Source organism: Paenibacillus mesotrionivorans, from assembly GCF_046098205.1.
Taxonomy (GTDB): domain Bacteria; phylum Bacillota; class Bacilli; order Paenibacillales; family NBRC-103111; genus Paenibacillus_AR; species Paenibacillus_AR mesotrionivorans.
Window position 1 is genome coordinate 37,655 of sequence record NZ_JBJURJ010000021.1, and the last position, 20,275, is coordinate 57,929.

General features: G+C 54.0%; 3 protein-coding genes. All 3 read right to left on the bottom strand.

Going from position 1 to position 20,275, the window contains the following annotated elements:
• Window positions 1–1,392: cadherin-like beta sandwich domain-containing protein (locus ACI1P1_RS25685; protein WP_416219355.1), on the bottom strand; the 1,392-nt coding region annotated here is incomplete at its 3' end.
• 1,709 nt (window positions 1,393–3,101) lie between these two features.
• Entirely contained in the window at window positions 3,102–12,548 is a 9,447-nt protein-coding gene (locus ACI1P1_RS25690) for an S-layer homology domain-containing protein (RefSeq protein ID WP_416219356.1), read from the bottom strand.
• 42 nt (window positions 12,549–12,590) lie between these two features.
• Window positions 12,591–20,147 carry an S-layer homology domain-containing protein gene (locus ACI1P1_RS25695; RefSeq protein ID WP_416219357.1) on the bottom strand — a complete coding sequence of 2,519 codons (7,557 nt, stop codon included), beginning with the start codon at window positions 20,145–20,147 and terminating at the stop codon, window positions 12,591–12,593.
• Window positions 20,148–20,275 lie beyond the last annotated feature (128 nt).

A 20,275-nucleotide genomic window follows, 5' to 3' on the forward strand; every position in this document is an offset into this window, starting at 1 on the left:
CGCCAGCTTGCCGTCATTATCTGCCGTAACGGCTTCCCCGTTTACGGTATATCCGGCACCTGCTGTCAGTCCCGTCAGCTGCTCTGCGCTGTAGTCGATTCCCGCTGTCGGCGTGATCTCCTTCACCAGTGTGTAAGCGTTGACCGTGATACTTTGCTCGGCCGACGCGAAGGTGGTCGCGGTTGCTTTTATCCGGACATAATACGTGTCCGGGGCAAGTCCGGTCACGCTGCTGCCGGTTACCTCCGACCAGGCGCCTGCTGCGCCCTTCTTGTATTCCATCCCGGTGCTCAACCCGGTCAGTGTTCCATTGGCAGCATGCAACGCCGTTTCGTCGGTTTTGCCCACGCTGCTTGGCGCTGTCCCACGGGCAGGCACGTCCAGCGTTTGCGCTGCGCTGTCCTCCGTTGTGGTTCCATTACCTGGCTTCACGATGCTTAGCATGGTGCCCAGCCAGCTGCTGTCAATCGCCAGCTTGCCGGCATTATCTGCCGTAACGGCTTCCCCGTTTACGGTATATCCGGCACCTGCTGTCAGTCCCGTCAGCTGCTCTGCGCTATAGTCGATTCCCGCTGTCGGCGTGTTTTCCGGCTGTCCCACAATAACAGCTGCTGAATCAGCGCCTGCTTTATATAGCTCTGTTGCAGCAAGACGAACGACATAGCTTCCTGCCGCCAGTCCGGTAATTTCACCTGAAGGACTAGCCGTTACCGGAGTGTAGCTGCTGCCTCCCTCTTGTTTGTACTCATAGCTCGTGCTTGCAGTTAGTCCGGTTATGGCACCATCACTGCCGCCATGGGTGGTGACAGATGTCTTGCTTAGACCACTGGGTGCGCTTTGATCTCCCTTGTTCACAGTCAGCGTAGCAGTTTGCTTCACGCCCGCATAATGTGTCTCTGTTTCTGCTGTCGCTAGACCAATCTGAATCGGTCCGGCCTTCTCTACGGTCAAGATGCTTCCGTTAATCGTACCTTCACCGGTGCCGCCTGACTCTACGGTATAGGTTCTTGGACCTGCATTGGTATCCACCGTAAACAAGGTAGATAAGCTTGCAAGATCAATGGTTGTACCCATATAGGTAACCGTGGTTGTACCAGCAGTGTTGACCACATCTGCCTTGGACGGTAAGGAGCGCGTTACGGTCACGGTGTATGTCTTCGTCTGTTTATCCTTTGCTGTAACCACAATTGTGATCGTGTTCGATCCCACGTTCAGAGGCACATGGACTGCTTCTCCGCCTCCTGCAGCATCGTTATTCACTGTCAATGCTGCGGATTCATCTGCCAAGACTGCTGTTACATCCAGACTCGCTACTGCATTCTCTACACCCGCCGTGTAACTCGTTGTTCCCGGATCGAACACTGGCGACAGCGTTCCATCACTCAATGTCATCGAGCTTAAGTCCGCCGAATGTCCGATCTTAACCAATCTATCGGCAGCAAAAGGTATCATCCACATATTGCTTCCGTCATAGACTCCGCCCCAGAAAACGGTAGATGGTCTAGTAAAACCATTAGGCCAATTGTTATAGCCGGTCATTTGCCCAGTCGTAGCATTGACTTTAATCACACGATCCGCACCAACAGGAGCCATCCATATATTCGTTCCGTCATAGCCACCACCCCAGAATGCCCCACCGGCTTTTGTATAACCGCTGGGCCAACTGTTATAGCCCGTCATAACTCCTGTTGCTGCATTGACCTTAATCACACGATCTGCAAGATATGGAATCATCCATATATTAGTACCATCATAGACGCCTCCCGCAAAGGCTGAACCGCCTTTAGTAAACCCACTAGGCCAGCTGTTATACCCGGTCATGACTCCCGTTGCTGCATTGATTTTAATCAGACGGTCCGCAGTATGAGGAATCATCCATATATTGGTGCCGTCATAGACACCCCCTATAAATGCAGTACTATTCTTCGTAAAGCCGCTAGGCCAGCTGTTATACCCGGTCATGACTCCCGTAGTTGCATTGATTTTGATTACTCGATCTGCAGTATATGGAATCAGCCATATATTAGTGCCGTCATAGACACCTCCCGCAAAGGCTGAACTACCCTTAGTAAACCCGCTAGGCCAGTTGTTGTACCCGGTCATGACTCCGGTTGTGGTATTGATCTTAACTACTCGGTCAGCACTGCTCGGAATCATCCATACATTGGTGCCGTCATAGACGCCTCCTGCAAAGGCTGTAGTATTTTTAGTGAACCCGCTAGGCCAGTTGTTATACCCAGTCATGGCTCCTGTTTTTACATTGAACTTAACCACACGATCCGCACCAAATGGAATCATCCATATATTTGTGCCATCATAGACACCTCCATTAAAAGAAGCGGTATTCGTTTTATTAAATCCATCAGGCCAGTCACGATAGCCTGTCATGGCAGTACCCAATACTTCGTTCCCTTCAATGGTCCCACTGAATCCATTTCCATCCTGGTTATAGATCGTCTGTGGCGCCGCCGCTGCCAGATTACCACTGCCCAAAGGCATCCACAATTCTGAAGCCCCACCTGCAACCAGTGTCATCATTAGCATACAAATGCCAAGCCTCTTAAAGAATCTTTTCATGCAGCATATCTCCTTATTCTTTATTGAAATATGAGGTTTCTGTCAGAATAACGACAGTAGATTTACATTAGTCCAAGTATGATCGTACGATTCAGCGGTATATGCAGGAGGCTTCAACTCTTCTCTTTTGTATAAAGTTACCTTCACCCGGGAGACGGCTACAAGCAGTACTCCACCCTTTCGCCACTTCTCTACATTCTGTGACTTTTATTGCTAATACTAGCTATTATTATACAGACTGATTCTCCCAAAATTCTCTCAAAAGCTTTGTATCCAAACCTCCTAAGCACCAGATAACAATAAATTATTACTAAAATACCAATATTAACAATTGGTTTATACCAAAATAGTAATGTCCATCAATTATGAAAATGGATGCTGGAGATCCCGCTTTTATTGGTAAACGACAGGAATCCCACATACTGCCTTCCAGCATAAGCAAATAAAAAAGTTGGGCTGGAGACCTAATGGTTTCCAACCCAACTTTTTATTTTAGGTAATTTTTGGACAGCCCGTTTTGCTTTTTATTCAGTCAGGCCAGACAGCTTCAAGAGCTTCTGGACAATAGTAGCCACCTCCGCCCGGGTCATCAGGGCGTCAGGCGCAATCTCCGCGCTGCTTCTGCCGGAAACGAGCCCGGCTTTCACACTTGCGGCAATGGCGGTTTTGGCATAGTCCGCAATGCCGTCCGCATCCTCGAAGGAAGCGAGCAGGTTCTCCACTTCTTCGTCGGTAGCCTCTGCAGAAAGACCTGTCAGCGCCATTGCTCTGGCCAGTATAGCCATTGCCTGCTGGCGGCTGATTTCTTCCTGGGCCCGCACAGTACCATCTTCGAAGCCCGAGATCAGGCCGAACTCATACGCGCTGGCCAGATAGGTGGCATACCAGTCGGCTGCACTCACATCATGGAAAGGTAATGGTGTGGTGCTGGTACCCTCCAGTCCCAGTGCCTTCACCGCAATGGCGGCAAACTCGGCGCGGGTGATGGAGCGGTCCGGTTCAAACATACCCGGTGCAGACCCGCCGACCATTCTTCTGGCCGCCAAATCGCCAATGGAGGCTTGGGCCCAATGGCCTTGGGCATCATCGAAATTCCAGGCAGCGATGGAAACCACTGCAAAGGTTCCGGAACCGGCTACGCTGTTTAGCGCAACGGCCTGTTTCCCTTCGTAGCTGATCACGCGGGAAGGAACAGGGCTGATGCTGCCGTTTGCTTGGAGCATAACGCCTGCGGGTGTTTTAGAAGCAGCCACTCCATTAGGGAGAAGCAGAATCCGCTCCGCATACCCGGCCAGCTTATTCAGCTCCTTCAGCTGAGTGCCTTCCAGCTTGGCGATCTTGAAGGTTGCCGGCGGGATCTGGATTTCATAACCATCCGCCTTTGCCTTTTCCTGCAATTGCTTGACCTCTGCCTCAGTCAGCTTCGCTACCGTAAACCGGAGGCTTCCGCTTTCGGCGCCTGCTTGTACCAGCACACTGGCCGGCACCCGGTACACGGCTCCCTGATTCTTCACCAGGAGAACAGCGTCATGCGAAGCCAATTCCTTGACCAATTCAGCCTTCAACTCGGCGGTTGCCACTTGGATACCCTCACCGAAAACAACGGCTACTTCTGTTCCCTTTTGGCCGTCCTTCAGGAGAGACTTCACGGCTTCATCCTTCAGCACAACAACCGTTTCTGTGCCGCTGGCGGATTGGCTGACTGTGGAGGTAATATCCTTGCCGCCAACGGATGCCGTTACATTGCTGGGCGCTCCGCCTCCGCCACCACCGCCGCCTGGTACGATCTTTTTAAACTCGGCAGTGAATACAGCACTGTTGTTTTTGCCGTCCACCACTGCGATTGCTTTGATGGTGGTTGTAGCACTAACTTCGATAGGCTGTGTATAAACCGCAGACAATTCAGTCGGTTGTGCACCGTTTGTGGTGTAGTGAATTACCGCTCCGGCTTCAGTTGTTTCCAATATAATGCCGGTTTTATCCTTAAACTGCTTCTCGGTAGGACTTGTTGGTGCAGCCGCTGTAAATTCATATACCAGCGGGGTTCTGCTAATGGCCACCGCACGGCTTGCACCACCCTTGGAGGCAGTAAGCACCGTCAAACCTCCTGATTGGGAAGTGGTCCACGTAATGGAGGCATCGCCCGCTGTGCGGTACGCGCCTGTTACGCTGAAAGCCGTATCATCCGCTGTCAGTACAACTGCGGCAGTGGACACGCCGCTTTCCGGTGTTCCCGCAAAACGGGACAGCTGCGGATAAAAGCCTTGCTGTGCAGTCCATACAGAAGCACTCAGACCGGCAGGCAGTACGCCCTCCACAAGCTTGGCTGTAGACAGCCCTTCAGCTTGACCGGCTTCCGCTCTTACCTTGCTGCCCGCTTGCGTATAATAGGCAACCGGGAATTGGACCATTTGCACATCATAGAGGTTTCCGGTTAAAGCTGCTCCTTCCGCCAATTGTCCCGCTACACCGCCGGCGAAGGTTTTTCCCTTCACCAGAATGCCGCCCACACTGGCGGAAGCTTGACCTCCGTTGACATTGCCGGTTAATGCTCCGGCTGTATATCCGGCTACACCGCCTGCCCGGGCAGTATCAACTCCCTTGGCGATGATGCTTCCAGTATTGTAGCTATCTGCAATAGCACCTTCGTTCACACCGGCGAGTCCTCCGGCATCAGCTGCTGCCCCTTCTGCAGTTACATCGGCATAAGAGAAGCTTCCGCTGATAGAACCTTCGGCACCCTGAGTACCGGTAATCCCGCCTGCTGCACTTCCACCTTCCGCTTGGGCTGCCGTTACCCGGCCGCTTGCGTGTGAGGTTTGGATGCTGCCATCGTTGGTTCCGGCAATACCTCCGGCTGCAGTGCTAGCGGACACACTTCCGCCGGTCACCGTAACATGGCTGATTAATCCTTCCGTGCCATTCACGCCGGCCACTGCGCCGGTATAAGCTGCACCGTCCAGCTGCGGCTGGAGCAGCGTCAGATTCGCGATAACGCCGCGGTTTTCCGATACAAATCCAAGCTTGTTACCCTCAAAAAGACTCCGCTTAAACCCAGTAATTGTATGGTTGCTACCATCCAGCTCCCCGCGGAACACTGCGATAGGCGCCCACAGCTTGCCTGCCAGAGCCATATCCGCGGTCAACGTCAGCTTCGACACAGCCGGTGCCGTAGTTGCTCCCCGGTTGTACAGTCTGTAGAAAGCCACGCCTTCATCCTGCAGAAGAGCAAACCCTGCCAATTGCTCCGGTGCTGCCACCTCAAAAGCAGCTGTATCCTTGGCGGATACGGTCATAAACCCTACATCAGGGGCAAACCGCCAGCTGGACAGCTTCGCCAGTTCAGGCACAATGGAATCCCCGCTGCCGGCAAATACCCATACCGGTGAATCTCCGGTAAAGCTCCAGTTAGCGAAAGGCTGGCCGTCTCCCGGCAGAGGCTTCACATTGGCGCTTTGTCCGCTGCTGGTATCATACATGATGGCAGCCAAGACTCCGGTGGAGTAGGAATCCGCCACCCGGCCGTCCCGGTAGTTGTAGCCGATGAGAGAGCCCATATAGGAATTGGCTCCTCCGGCAATGGAGGTAATGTGGGCAGCCTTGGCGTACACCCGGCTCAGGTTCCCGTCATTATGTCCGGCAAAACCGCCCGCGTAAGCACGGGTAGCAACACCGGTTCCTGCTACATACACCTCATCCTGCATGGCATAAGCATCGGCGATGGTACCACCGAGATAGATAACCCCGGCAAAGCCGCCGCCTCTGGCATCGAAGGAGGAGGTTTTTACATTGCCTGTTGCATAAGCCTGGTTGATGTCATATTCATTCACCACACCGGCGAAGCCGCCGGCATATGCACCCGCTTTGCCGTCCAGGGTGACGAAGCCCTTGGCATAAGCCCCATCAATGGCTCCATGCTCCGAATCGCCCAGGATTCCGGCGAAGCCGCCCGCCGAAATGGTGGCATAAGGGTTGGCGATGGTTGCTTCAATGTCCATATCGGCTGAAGCATTCTTGATGGTTGTGGCATCCGCTTGACCCACAAACCCGCCAATCCGGGCGTAGGTCGCCTGACGGTTAGCCGCCACACTTTCGCCGATGACAATCGGCTTATCGTTTAAGGCAGTAGTGCGGGAATAGGAGATTTCACTATGATCCGCTTGTCCAACCAGTCCGCCTGCGCTGTAGTTGGAGCTGCTGCCTGCGTCAAGCTGGCTTTGGGCCGTAATATTAACAGCCACACTGCCGGACAACAGACCAGCCGCACCACCCACAACTGCGCGTGAGGCGCCTGTCACATTTATAGATGCAGAGGAAACGGAGTTATACAGGGAAGCGGAAAGGAGCTTGCCCGCAAAACCGCCTGCGTACAGATCCAGGGTTTGTCCGGAACCTGTCATCACAATGCTGCCTGCTGTCACCTTGGCATCATAGATACCCGGGTAAAACGGTGTATAAAATCCGAAATCCAATGCTGCATTACGTTGTTCGCTGCTTGCTTCCATCACACCAGCAATGCTGCCTGCAGCATTCGCCCGTGTTTCCGTAGCCATGGGAGCAACGAACAGGTTACCTTCTTCTGCTGCGGGGGACAGCTCTATTTGGGGAGCCGCCTGCGTCAGGTAAAGAATGGAGTTGTAAGCAGCGCCGGTAATACCGCCTGCCTTTACATCATTTTGGGATGCCGCCAGACTTCCCTGGAAAACAGCTTCCTTCACAGCAGTGTCCGCCAGCTTGCCGGCAATGCCGCCCATAGAGCTTCTGCCTGCAGTAACGGCGAGGGATACTCCCTTGACCTCTACCTTTTCAAATTCAAACACGTTCGTGCCCAAACCTGCTTTATCTCCGGCAATACCGCCGGCAGCCGCTGCCGCGGCAATCTCTCCGCCAGCTCCGCCGATGCCTGTGACTGCGGCATTCTTAACGGTTTGCCCGGCGGCGGACCGGCCGATCATACCGCCTGCGATGGAGCCTGAACCGTCTGCACGGATGCTTCCGCCTGTGAAGGCAACCGTAACATCGGCGGCTGCTCCTGAAGCATACAAACCAACCAAACCACCTGCCAGATTGCCTTCGCCGCTGGCGTGGATGCTGCTTCCGGCATCAATAACAGCCTTGGAGGTTTGAATATCGCCTGTTTGTTTACCAGCCAAACCGCCTACTACTGCAGCTTCGCCAGATGCTTCGATGGCACCGCCCGCAAGCACTACGCCGGATGCGGGAATGGCCGATTGATTGTCGCCCACAAGTCCGCCTACTGCGGCATTCGCGGCGGCGCTCTTTACTTTGCCTCCGTCTTTGGCCGTAAACTTCAAGCCTGTAACGGTTCCTGTGTTTTGTCCGAGGATACCGCCCACGTAGCTGCCGCCGGTCACTTGGGCCTGGCTGGTCAGAACCACACTGATCTCGGACACCTTGCCCTGATTAAGTCCAGCCAATGCGCCTACCCATTGGGTACCGGTAACGTTCACCGGCTCCTGGGCAACCTGGCGTACAGTGGCAAAATTTCCGATGACACCGAACAATCCGGTATAATCGCCGCCGGAAACCTTCAAGCCGCTGATCAGATTCCCGTTACCCACAAAATGGCCTTGGAAAGCATGAGCCATATCGGCGCCAATGGGATCCCAGTGGGTGGATTGAATGTGGACCGGAGCCGTCAATTGAATGGTTCTTCCTTTAAAATCAAACTTGCTTACACCGGTTACCGTACCGTTGACGATGGCCGCCAAACCTGCCAGATCAGCCTCCGTCTGCAAGGTAAACGTAAGTGCGTTGGTATTCTTGGTATACCAGTTAATATTCATGCTGACGGGTGTACCCCCGCCACCGTTGTTTCCTCCGTCTCCGCCGTTATTGGCACTGAGGTTCAGCTCCGGATACCGGTATTCGGCATTCTCCGAGCCATAGCGCCAGGCTGTATCGCTGAAGGTCCATCCCGACAAAGCCGGGAAGGCGTTGCGGTCAGCCAGCGTAGTGGAGAGGATCGGGCTCAAGCGGGAATACTGATTGAGCTCATAATAGGTGCCGCCGCCAAAATCCAGCAGCCCGCTGTTAATGGATTTGCTTTCGTCCTTCACGTAGTAGGTATTATCAATGAGTTCCTTGCTTGTATTTTTGTAAAAGCCTGCAAAACCGCCGGCATAAGCGCCGTTATCACCGGTCACCTGGCCGCCGGAATAGCTGCCTCCTACTGTGCCGGTGGTCATTCGGCCGATCAGGCCGCCGACGAAGGAGCCTGTGCCATGGGCCGTTACGTTCTTGGCGGCGTAGGAATTGGCTACCGAGCCGCTATGGTCACCCACCAACCCGCCAGTGAAGGTATAGGCACCGTGTGAGGTAACCACTGCAGAGGTGAAGCTGTTTCGGATTTCGCCTGTGTTTTTGCCGACGAGACCGCCCAACGCCGCATATTCACCGCTGGTTCCAACGGCATTGCCTGTAAGATCTGTCTCTGTGTACGAAGCAATGACATGACCAGCATTCAATCCTGCAAGTCCTCCGATGACGGTGGATTCACCGCTTGCGGTCACGATGGCATTGGAGTAGGAATAGTACACCGTACCGGTGCCGGAGTTTTGGCCGATGAGCCCGCCTACTGTGCCGTTATTGCCGTCAGACAAAACCGGGAGCTTCTCGGCAATGCTGTTGTTGGCAACAACGCTGCGGTTCTCCCCGATCAGGCCGCCGGTAACCGAACGCGGTCCATGTACGGTGACACTGCCGGTGTACCGGCTGCTTCCGATGGAGCTAACTGCCGAAGCAATGTTTACTTCAGCATCCTCATCGGTCCGTTCATCATTGATCCCGATTAAACCTCCGGTTGTGGAGGAAGAGGCAGTAGCGGCCAAAACGGTGGTCAGGTTCTCCATGTAGTTTCCACGGATTACCTGGGCATGTCCTTCCTCCCCGTATCCGGCCAAACCGCGGTTATAACCTGCCAACCCGCCAACGGTGGATTCAGAGCCTTTGACCGTGAGCTTCACCTGCTGTCCAAACAGATTGTTCAGGCTTCCATCTGTCAAATGGCCAACAACGCCGCCTGCTGTCAGGCGCGCGGCGGTATCAGCGCCGTTGATAAGCAGATTTTCCACATTCGTTTGGGTCGAGTCTCCTGTAATGGCACTGTTCTGCGCATTACCGGCTGCACCGCCCGCCTTGCTGTCCGCGCCATGAAGAGTGAACACGGCATATTCGGGCAGAATGCCCCTGGCTGCGGAGTTGGTAATATTGGCTCCGGTAATTTCACCGGCCAAACCGCCTGCCGATGTATTAGCGCCTTTCGCTGTCACAATGGGGCTTTCAGCAATAACATCGGTCATCGGGGAAGCATCGCTTGCACCGATAATACCGCCAATGCGGGCCCCGTTTGCAGCTGCTTCAGCATTTACGACAAGCCCTGCCGAGCTGCTTGCCGCCCCATCACCGGTAACGGAAGTGTTCTTCGCTACCCCGGCAACACCGCCTGCGGAGGCTCCTGCTCCTTGCAGGGTCAATGTGAGCCCTGCTTCACCTGCATAAACCAACGGACGAATAACAGCTGCGTCTGTATATCCGGCCAGACCGCCCACCTGGTTGTCCGCACCACCGGAAACAATCTCAATACCAGTGGCTTCCAAGTCCGTCAGCACACCGCTATTGGAGCCGGCAATACCGCCCAGTAGGGAACGGCTGCCTTGAGCCTGGATGGAAATTTCAAACACCTGCTTCAAACGCTCTCTGTCCAGCGGAGTTTCGTTGCGTCCGATTACCCCGCCCACCGCGTTTTCATTACCGGCCGCATCAGCCTTAATATGATGGACACTCACGGGTGTTTCCTGTGTGCCCGCCATTGCCTGGGCTGAAGCAGCACCTGCAAGACCGCCCAGCTTCACCCGGGCTGCAGCAGCATTGGACTCCAGGCTAATGCCGGAGGCCGTGATGGTCTCCAAACGGAGATTTCCGCTGTCCTTGCCGATTACACCGCCGGCAGCAACCTCGGAGGCTTCCGCTGCAATACTTACCATATAATGATCACCCTCAGGCGCTGCATTCCCAACGGCTGCTGTCGAGATGCGGCCTTGGGCCAAACCGGCGATGCCGCCTGCAGTACCGCCTGCTCCTGTAGCTTCAATCCGGAGGTGATGAACGGCGGCCTGGGTAATTTCCCCATTGGCATAACCTGCAACACCGCCCGAATTTCCGTCGGAACGGAGGAGCCCTTCAGCATCAGCACTGCCCACTGTTGCTCCGGTGATCGTACCGCTGCTCATATATCCGGCAATCCCTCCGGTATAGAGGCCCCCGGTTGCAGTGATGCTGCCGGAGAAGGAGGTATTGGCAATGGTGCTGTTGAATGCGTAGTGTCCGACGATACCGCCTGTGTACACATCACGCGTCTCATCCGCAGGCATCGTGGAGGTTACCTGGATGGAGGAAGCGAAGGCTTCGCCGGCAATGGCCATATCCGGTCCGGTCACCTTACCGAAGTAGCCGCCAGTGTATAAACGCTGGGCTCCGGTTACTGCAATGGAACCTGTGCTGGCCACATTATTGGCCGCTTTGGTGTATGCCTTGTTGGCGATAATACCGCCTGTATACACATCGGAGGCGGTGCCGGTGACCGTGATAGCCCCGCTGTTGCTGTAGGCGGCTGCCGCGCTGCTTCCGAGTATGAGACGGTCAGCTGCAAAACCCACTAAACCGCCGGTATACACATCATCCGTGGTCGCATCTGCATGAATAGCCCCTTGGTTGGAGGCGGCTTCGTTCAATGTCAGAACAGCGCCGGACTTACCAACCAAACCTCCGGTGTACAGATCCGAAACACCGCTGACGGTAATGGGCACCGTTCCGGAGAAAGCCCCCGACCATACCACATTATTGGCTGCGCTGCCGGCAATACCGCCTGTATAAACACGCGTACCGCCATTGTGGACAATCTCCCCCGTTTGGGCAAACGCCGCATGGGACAAGGTTGTCTGTGGAATCTCCAATGAACCGATTAAACCGCCTGCGTAGGTATCCGCCGCGTAAGCCCCGGCATCCAGCTGAATTCTTCCGGAGTTGGAGGTTTTGGCTGAGAATTGTACAGCCGCTCCCGGACCCGCTCTGCCCACAATTCCCCCCAGTGTACCGCTGGCTGTATCGGATACAGTCAAGGCCCCGCTGTTGCGGATAAAGGTATCCTCCTCATCCATATTCAGCAATGCGGGTGCAAAGCCGATAATACCGCCGGCATCGGACCGGTAGACACTGCCGGTTACACTTACCGAACCCTGGTTATTGTTTTTCTTCATTAGCAGTATCCCGTTGCCTGCACCGGTAATACCGCCGGCCTGGACTTCACCCATACCGTTTACCGTAATGCCGCCCCGGTTTTCCACATTAGACAGAGTACCGGAGCTGCTGCCCACGATACCGCCAACCTGGACACGGCCCCCAGGAGAGCCGTTAATGTGAATCTCCACATTGCTTGTTAGATCAAGAATAGTGCTCTCCTGATCCATATATCCTGCCACTGATCCTGCGTAAACCTGACCTCCGGTTACTTGGAGGTCAACACGGCCCGCCAGGCTAAGCCGGCCAACAGTAGCCTCGTTCATATAACCGAACAGACCCGCATAATCCCCACCGGTTACGGTCAGCCCGCTCAAGGTCTTGGGGGAGCCCATCGGTCCCATCAGAATACCCCGGAACGGATGCTCCGGTGTGCCGATGGGGCGCCATTCATGATCGGACAGGTTCAGATCGTTAACGACATGCAGCGTTTTGCCGTCGAAGTCTATACCGCCGTAAACCAGCTCGGAAACACCGGCAAGCTCTGCGGCTGTTTCGATTGTATAAGTAGGGTAGTCCGCGTTATACCAGGTGGTATCCGCATAGCTGGACCAGCTGCCGCTTGCCGCCTTTGCCCCCAAACCTGCGGGGACAAAGGAGACCAGCAGCAGAAGGCAAGAGACAAGCTTGATCCACTTTTGTCTGCAAAGCATAAAACACCTTCCTGCTCTCATAGTCAGATTGCTCTTCATTTCTTACAGCTTGCCTACGGGCACCTTCTGATTCAACCGGGCTGCGATAGCCGCAGCTTGGGCGCGGGTAAGCGCTCCGCCCGGAAGCAGTGCTTGATCCTGGCCGTCAATAATGCCTTCGCGGATACACAGGGCAACAGCCTCTCTTGCCCACTCCGGAATCACGGCCCCATCCGTAAACTCACCCAGGATGGCGTCAACGGAAGCCGCATCTACTGCCGTCTGTCCTCCCAGCAGCGCAAGCGCCCGGCCTGCCATCACCATAGCCTCCAACCGGGACAGCTCACCCTCCGGACGGAAGGTTCCGTCCTCGAAGCCGTTCACCAGACCGTTAGCGGAAGCAATGGCAACACTACGGCTGAACCAGTCATCCGCGGATACATCCGTGAAGCCTGCTGTGGCTTGCTGGCTCATCAGACCCAACACACGAAGCAGCACTGTCGGATATTCTGCGCGGGTAATTCTGCTGTCCGGAGCAAACTCATCGGCTCCGCGGCCCAGCATAAACAGCTTGCCGCTGGCTGCTGCAATCACATCCTTCGCCCAGCTGTCGGCAGCCACGTCGGCAAAGGAAGGTTTATTCTTGATGAAGGCAATGCTGCCGTCATCCGTCAGAGTCAGGTTCACATATGCTTTGTTGTTGTCGATGTCCAATGCCCACGGAACCGTAGTCCAATTGCCGTTTTTGCTTCTCAGCACCACGCCGGTAATATCCTTGGCGGCAATGCTGTCGGGAATCGCCACTCTTGCGGCTATAGAACGTCCGGCGTAAATTCCGCTTTGGCCGATATCGAAGGTAACCCCTTCTCCGCCACCAAGCAATTCTGCCTGAAGGGATCCGGCAATGGCTTCAAGCTCCGCCTTTTCGGAAGCCGTGTTCTTCTCCAGCACCAGCTTCAGATCTTTGCCTGATTCAGCTGCGAGATGTGCCGGAATAGTCAGATCAGCGAAGGGCAGCGCCAAACGCAGAGTTTGCCCGTTCTTGGCAGCTTGGGCCAGCAGGCCGGAGCCGATTTCGAACTCGTAGCCGTTTACCAGCGCATTGCTGCCTTCGATCAATACCTGCTTTGGATTAACAGTGCTGACTCCCGCCTTGTCGACACGGGCCACCAACCGGTCATTGCGCAATTCGGTTGCAACCGTATCGCCATTGGCCTTAATATCCGAATTTCCTCCACCCATGAATCCTCCGCCGCCACCACCTGGTGCAGGCTGGCTCCAAACCTTCGCTTCCATCAGCGTGGAAACAGCCGCAGCCAGCTTGCCGCCTACAGCGCGTTTGGCTACCGCCACCTTGTTTCCTGCCGCCGCGGCAACTACGCCGTCCGCAGGGAGGAGCGGCCAGCCGCTAACGTCATTCTTGTAGCGGGGAGCCGGAGTTACACCAGCTGCCGGATATACCTTGTACACCAGCTCCGCATCGGTCATTTCTCCGGCAGCCACCACGTTGACTTTGGTGACACCCGGATTTTTGTCGACAGTAGCAGTGTAGGCACTCACGTCAGTGGATACATCCACCACAGTCATGCCTTGAAGCGCCACATCCTTGGTAATCTGGTACTCCGCCTTCACAATAGCGGATCCTTCGGAGACAGCTTGAACAGTACCGGTATTCGATACACTGGCCGCTTCTCCGGTATAAATGGAGTAAGTAAGCTTATCCAAATCCGCAGCGGGTACGGGAACTTCTCTGAATAAGGGCTTTTTGTCCGTATCCACGCCGTTGGAATAGCGCAGGAAGGCTTCCACTTTCTTTTGGTCTGCTACATGAAGGTTAGGAAGCTTTCGCAGAACCAAGGCCACCGGCACTTGATAGCTGCCGTTGGTCACCTTCACCGTTGTACCGTTTCTGTTGCCTGCACGGTCAACTGCATCAAACACAAGGTCCAGCTTCGGCTCCGTTCCCGAAACCGAGATATTGCCGGAGAAACGTCCGTCCTGGCCAACAGTCAGGCGCTGTCCGTTTACCCGCAATTCCGCATCATTGCTGGTTTGCCCTACTACCAGGATTTTGCCGTCGGTTGTGCGTTCACCGGAAAGCGGAGTATCCAGATAGAGGATAGGTGCAATGGTATCCACGGTCAGGTAAAGCATGGTAATGGAGAAATCTCCGGTTTGTTTGTTCGTAGACCGCAGTTCAATCCCATACGTGCCGTCGGTTGTAAAATTGGAGAAATCCAATACACCCGAGCTGCCAGATGCCTTATTCGTAAGGGTGGTTTTGGCGATGGACTTGCCGTCAAACAGCGCCTCCACATCCACATTTTGCTGGTCGGAGCTAAGCACAATCCGCTGCTGCGTAACGCTGGACAGCACATCCGCATACGCTGTTGTGGCTTCAGCCACCTTCACGGTATCCGAAGGCTGAATGCTCATAACCGGTTTGGCCGGAACAGGGAGCAGCGTATTAGCCGTATCCGTCCGGTTTGCGAAATGCAGATTTTCATTCTTGTCCGTTTCCGCATCGGGTCTAACTGCCGCCGATACGCCCACCACATACTTCTGGCCCACCTGCAGACCTTGATAGGTAAAGTCATCATTCGCTACAGGCTTGCTGTCCAGATTGGATTGGTCCACCACACTGGAGCGGGAGGCCTTGGTCCAGCCACCCAGCCGGATGCCTTCATACTTGCCGCTTTGGGCATTCCAGTACGGAGCCAATTCCTCTTCCGTGAACAAGAGGGAGGAGAAATTGTCGTATTCGCTCAATGTGCCGTTTTGATCCTGCTGCATCACTTCGATGGTGTAGCTGTGCTCAAACCCGGCTTGTGCCGGCTTTTTGCCTGCCGGTCTGAAGGACAGGTTGAAATATCCGTTCCCGGCGGGCTTCACAGCCACATCCTGTACTTCATTGGGAGCCAGCGGATCAATAACCGTAAACTTCTGCTCGCTGGTTTTCGTACCGAAGGTATTGGAGGACTTCAGCTCGGCACGCAGATAATAATCGCCCTGCGGCAGCATTCCCCGGATATCCTCCGTAGCACCCAAAAGGGATACCTGTGACACATCAATATTCACACTGCCCATTGCTGTGGTGCCGGACATATTGCCTCCGGCTGTAACCTCCAGATCCTTGGCTACGAGCAGTCCCGCCGAACCCGGCTGGGCTGCCTCTTCACCTGCAGCAGCAGGAGGTTGTACAGCATCCTTGGTCAAATAGAGATTTACGGTATCCCCGGGTTTGGCATTCGCCACCTTCCAGGAGGCCGTAAAGGTATTCGGGTTTTGATCCGGCTTCGTCAGCCGCACTTCATCCAGCTTGGAAACCACGGGAATGTTAAGCAGTCTGGAATCCACCTGCTGGTCAGCATACAGCTTCCAGGTTCCGCCGGCTTTATTAGCCGGTACGGCAATGTAGACCTTTTTCACAGCACCGTTCTGTCCATTCAATTCCTGAGTAAAGGCATTGGCTAAAGGATCATTGATATTCGCCACGTCATAAACAAGCGGATAATCCTGACCGTTGTTATCCTTCATAATCAGGTTGGGAACGGTGCTGCCGTAATACTCGACCTCCAACAGTGCATCACCGGAAACGGAGCTCATGGGAATCTCATGAAGCCGCCCTTCCTCCGCTACCTTAATGCCGCCGATACCCACTCCGAAGGAGCCGTTATCCAGCAGATCCACACCACTGGCGACGCTGTGGTACTCAATTTCATGCAGCGTGTCTTCCTTGGTTACCCAAGAGGTAGCCAAGGTTTCCACACCTTGACCCAATACAATCAGCTTGGGACCGTTCTCCGGATCCTGAATCCGCAGATACGCCAGACCTTCCGGAAGCTTCTCGCCGGAGGTACCGAATTCAATGCCCCCGTTGAAGTAGTAGGTGATGCCCAAGGTGAGGAAAAGAATAGTGTAGCTTCCCCACATCTTGTCGTTGTTTACACCCAGAGAAACGCCTGCCAGCGGCTTGCCGCCTACGACAGGAACATCCTCGGGGATTTGAATCTTGGCACTCACGAAACCCTCGAAATCTATTCGGTTCTTGATCAGATTCTGTCCCACGAACAGGGACGCTTTGCCGATAATGATGTTCCAGCCCAGTACATCCAGCTCCGCAGAAGCCGCAACGAACCAGGGTTTTACCCACTGGGCAGCAATTTTAGCTTCTGTAATCATTTTTATCTTTTCGGAGGCAGGCGTTGGCTTATAGTCCAGCTTGCCGAGAATCTTAAAGCCGGTTTTCTTCAAAGTCAGATCAATGCTGCCATAGAAAATGGCGGGCGGAACCCCGAAGTTAATATCCGCGCCGGCCTCAAGGGTCAGCGGCACATCTCCTTCACCTGCAATGGTATCCGCCAGCTCGCGAATGGCACCGCGGATGCCCTGCAGATAGGTAGCGGCAAAAATCGCTACGCCCGGGTCACCCAGCCTTGCCTCAAAACCAATCACATCCGGCAGCACCCGTTTGTCCGGGACCTGCTTGAAGGCCAGCTCCACACCCACGCCAAAATCATTGATGATTGCCTTAAACTTGATGCCGTAGCTGTTGGAGATGCCATCTACAGGCTGCACATAATGCACAATGTGAATTTCGCCGGCGATGTCCTTGTCGTCATCCTTTTTCGGAGAATCCTTGCCGGAGCCTCCCTTGTCATCGTCTTTCTTCTTATCCTTTTTCTTCGTTACGCCAATAAGGCCAATGTCCTGATTCAGATCGAAGCTCAGAGAGGCATCGATGCCCACAAAGCCTTTTTCGTTAAAGACTACATCTTTAATTTCCGACTCCACAATCTTGAAGCCGATGGTGCCGCCGAAGGAAATGCCCCCCGCCCGAAGGATATAGTCATTGAACTTCATGCCGAAGCCGCTGATGGTGAAGCTGGGAGCAGCGAACAGGCTGTGGCGGTTAAAATAGACATCCTCAATGGACAATTGACGCAGCGGATTCACCCGGTCCACCAGATTGCCTGCTGCCCAAGTGAGAGAGCCGTTCAGGGATTCATCCTCTCCGCCCGGTTCATCATCCTTCTTGTCGTCATCGTCCTTCTTCTCCAACAGGGTTTTGCTGAAGCCGTTATAGAAATCCAACGTCCATTCACCCTTATGAAAAACAAATCCGCTGTTTGCTACAGAGAGTGTACCGTCACCCTTGACGGACAAGGTACGCAGGAACGGGGATTGGGCGGCACCTGTAATCAGGTTAATGTCCATGACATCCAGCTGTCCCTTGGCAAACACCATATCCTTCCCGCGGTAAGCCACGGCTTTATTGATAATGGCGGGTTCGCTGGTAGTGTCCACCACATATTGCAGGTCCTTGCCGCTGCCGATCTGGTTGATCATGCCGCGGATTTCAACCAGAACCTCGTCTTCGCCTTTTTTCCGGTCATCCAAGTCATCCTTAAGGTCCTTCAGCTCCTTCTCACTTTCGAAGGCCTGCAGGCGGTAGGTTGGTGATTTTTGCTGCTCGTTTTTGTATTCCCCGCCGAAGTCGGGATCCACAAGCTGACCAACCCGGACCATCTTATCCAAGGCAGTAGTCAAAGTGACCTTCATTGCCTGAATTTGATCTCTGGATGGGGCAGCCTCTTCCGGGAAAGCCTCCATATAATCGGGTTTTACTTTTGTATCAAAATCACCGTTTAAAGTTACTGTATTTTTAATCACAGCCAAGATATTGGCCTTCTTGACCCGGGCTGCTTCATTCTCGGTAACCACAAAGCGCTGAGCCGTCGTCAGGTCATACAAGCCGCCTGTATCAGCGGTATCCTTATAATCCACTTCCACCTGGTACTCGCCTAACGGCAAGGCGGGACCCAAGTCTGCCTTCAGCACCTTGCCGGTGGCATCCACAAGATCACCGGTGCGGTAAGTAATCCGCATATCACCCATTTGCCCATCATTGGCGGGCTGCATAATAACAGATTGCTTCACCGGTACCTTATAGCGGTTGCCGGTTGCGGTTTCCTTTAGATACAGGTCAAAATTCGGGTCGGAGGAAGCATTGCCCGGATTATACGCCTCTACATTCGATAAGTTCAGTGTGATGTATTTGACATCTGAGGCAAAGGCCTCTTCCGGAGTCATAGCGTACACAAAGGTTTGTGCAGCAACCCCTACCGGAGGAAGGAAAACGAAGTTGGCCTTGCTGCATTCATATTGGGCTTTGATGGCCTCATTCTCTATTTTCTTAATCTCTTGTCCCATCTCTTCACTTGTTACAGAAAGCAAATATTCGGGTGTTGTCGGCCAGGGGCGGCCCTTTGCCTGTACGAGAAAGGTAGCCGTTACTATGTCACCGGGCTCAAATTTGGGCTGAATGCCCAACTCGGCTTCAGCTGGTGTCGCCGGTTTTATGAACACCGCTGACTGGGTATTGCCGGGCAGCGTCTTCACCTTGCCGTCTGAGCCTCTAACGATTTTCCCGTTCTCATCCATCTCCACAAATTTAAGTGCATTATCCAATTGCATGTTGGCGACGATGTTGGAATGCTTCATCTTAAAGGATTCCATATTTTCGATTTCGGCCGTAATCTGGAATACGCCCTCATCCACATACCCGCTGCCGTCCTCCAAGGCTGCCAATTGATTGACCGGATCAATATAACGGATGGAGAACACCTTGTCCGGAGAGATAATTTCGCCCAATCCATAAACCGTCTCGAAGGTGCGGGCCGACCCTGCCGGAATCCGGTCCGGGTTCCAATACAAGGCCACAGCCGAATCCGCCGAGCCAAAATCATTGGTGTCGGTGGTGAAATCCAGGTTTTCATTGACTTCATAATCCCATTTGGTGTTGGCCATTCTGGCCCAATGTCCAACGACCATTTCATCTACAATATTGATGTCGTTCTCGGAAAAGTTATTGAAGCCGTAAGCCGTCACATTGGTAGCCAACGGATTGGTGCTGTCGTATTTGTCCTTCATGACCCAATAAGCCGGCAGTGTTCGGAGAGTGCGATCCAGACCTGTGTATGCTGAATCTACCTTATCCTCATCCACCAGCCTGCGCTCTACTTGAAGGGGACGATCAGAAACTGCCCCTACCTGGAATGCAGGACCATCATTGCTGCCCACCATGGTATCCAGCAAAATCCGCGAACCCACCTGCACATCCGCCTGGGTAGGGTTGTTGACGATGTAGCCTACGTTTACATTGCCGGCATTCATGATGTCCGATGTATCGGTGTAGAGCTTCAACACTTGTGTAATTTGGACTCCCTTGATGCTCCAGGTTGTCTCAATTTGTTTGGTGCCGTCGGAATTCTCCACAATCCGCGGAGGGGAAATTTCCGAGAAGAAATCGGCTCCGAATTTATACGGATTACCGAAGATATAGTCCGTTCCGTCGATCCGGAAGGTGGTAAAGGAGGTTTCCGGATCATCCCCCTGGTACATCATGTTAACATTCTGGTCATTCTTGCGGACGGGTTGTCCGTCCACGGTCCGGATCGCAAACCGGCCCGTATGATTATTGACCGTTACCTTCACGAAGCTGTTGCTGACCACCGTCACGTCTTCTTTGCCGATTTCATTGGCAAAGGCCGAAACCGGAAGCCCCAAGGCCAGAATGGCAGCCAATATAATGGCGATTGCCTGTTTAATCCCTCTCATCCGCTTTTGACTCCTTCATTCTAGAGATTAGCCGACCATGCTGCCGATTGTGATTAAAAGAAATCCCCCGGAACAGGCTTTTGCCCATTCCGGGATTCCCCATAACCTGACCCAGCGTAAACCGATGA

Bases quoted from the DNA above. Each gene is read 5' to 3' on its own strand.
- ACI1P1_RS25690 (WP_416219356.1), bottom strand. From the start codon at position 12,548: ATGCTTTGCAGACAAAAGTGGATCAAGCTTGTCTCTTGCCTTCTGCTG.
- ACI1P1_RS25695 (WP_416219357.1), bottom strand. From the start codon at position 20,147: ATGAGAGGGATTAAACAGGCAATCGCCATTATATTGGCTGCCATTCTG.